We start from the raw sequence: 880 nt of genomic DNA, 5'->3' as shown, positions 1-880 counted from the left end.
AGCTCCTCGCCGCCGCCGTAGTTCATGTACTCGATGAACTGCATGGGGTCGCTCCAGGCGCCCACCAGATTGCCGAGCATGCCGAACGCGGGGTTCTTGCCGCTGAAGTAGCTCGGGTCCGTGATGTGGCCCTGGAGGATGCCGCTGCCGACGGCGGTCAGGGTCTGGGACGGCGGCACCACCGCGCCGACGGGCAGGATCTCGATCTTCACCCGGCCGTCGGTCATCTCGTTGACCCGCTCGGCCCAGTCCTTCTGGATCTTCACCAGCGGTGATCCCGCCGATTCCGTGGTCTGGAACTTCCACTCGTAGGTCGCCGCCTGCGCCGGCCCGGCGGCCAGGCTCCCCGCCACCAGGGCGGCCGAGGCGACGGCCGCGGCGAGGCGGCCACGTACAGTACTGGCTTTCATCTCTCTCCTCCTGTCTGTCTTCACTCACTCTGCGTATCGGTCGCAGTCCCGTCGGGCCGGACGGGCCGGCCCTGGCGACGCCGGCGGGCGGCCCAATGTAGCGCCGCGTCATCCCCCGACCTGTCGATACCGTCGCGGTTCCGGTCCGGAAACCGCCCGAGGTCTCCGGACTACAGCAGTCCCCGTGCTGCCAGATTGCGCATCAGTGCCCCGGCGCCGAACGTCCAGCGCGGGCAGGTGTCCGTGGTCCGGACACGGTTGGACAACGTCCCCAGCCGCGGCTCGGCGATGGTGGTGATGTCTCCCGAATGATGGGTGAAACCGAGCCCGGGCTCGTCCCGGTCCTGCACCGGGGCGAACGGCGTGCCGAGCATCAGCACGAGGCCGTCCGGGTACTGGTGGTTGGCGTCGATGGTGGCGGCGACCAGGTCCGCCGGGTCGCGGCTGATCGACGCCATCGGGCTCGCGGC

Annotated in this window: 2 pseudogenes; both read right to left on the bottom strand. The window is 69.8% G+C overall.

Features of this window, described 5'->3' with window-relative positions:
- Positions 1–410 (bottom strand): annotated as a pseudogene (locus G7A99_RS21800) (C4-dicarboxylate ABC transporter substrate-binding protein); the annotation flags it as partial.
- Between the two features lie 170 nt (positions 411–580).
- Positions 581–880: pseudogene (locus G7A99_RS21795) on the bottom strand (fumarylacetoacetate hydrolase); the annotation flags it as partial.

Source organism: Arhodomonas sp. KWT, from assembly GCF_010993615.1.
This window is presented reverse-complemented; position numbering and strand designations above follow the sequence as displayed.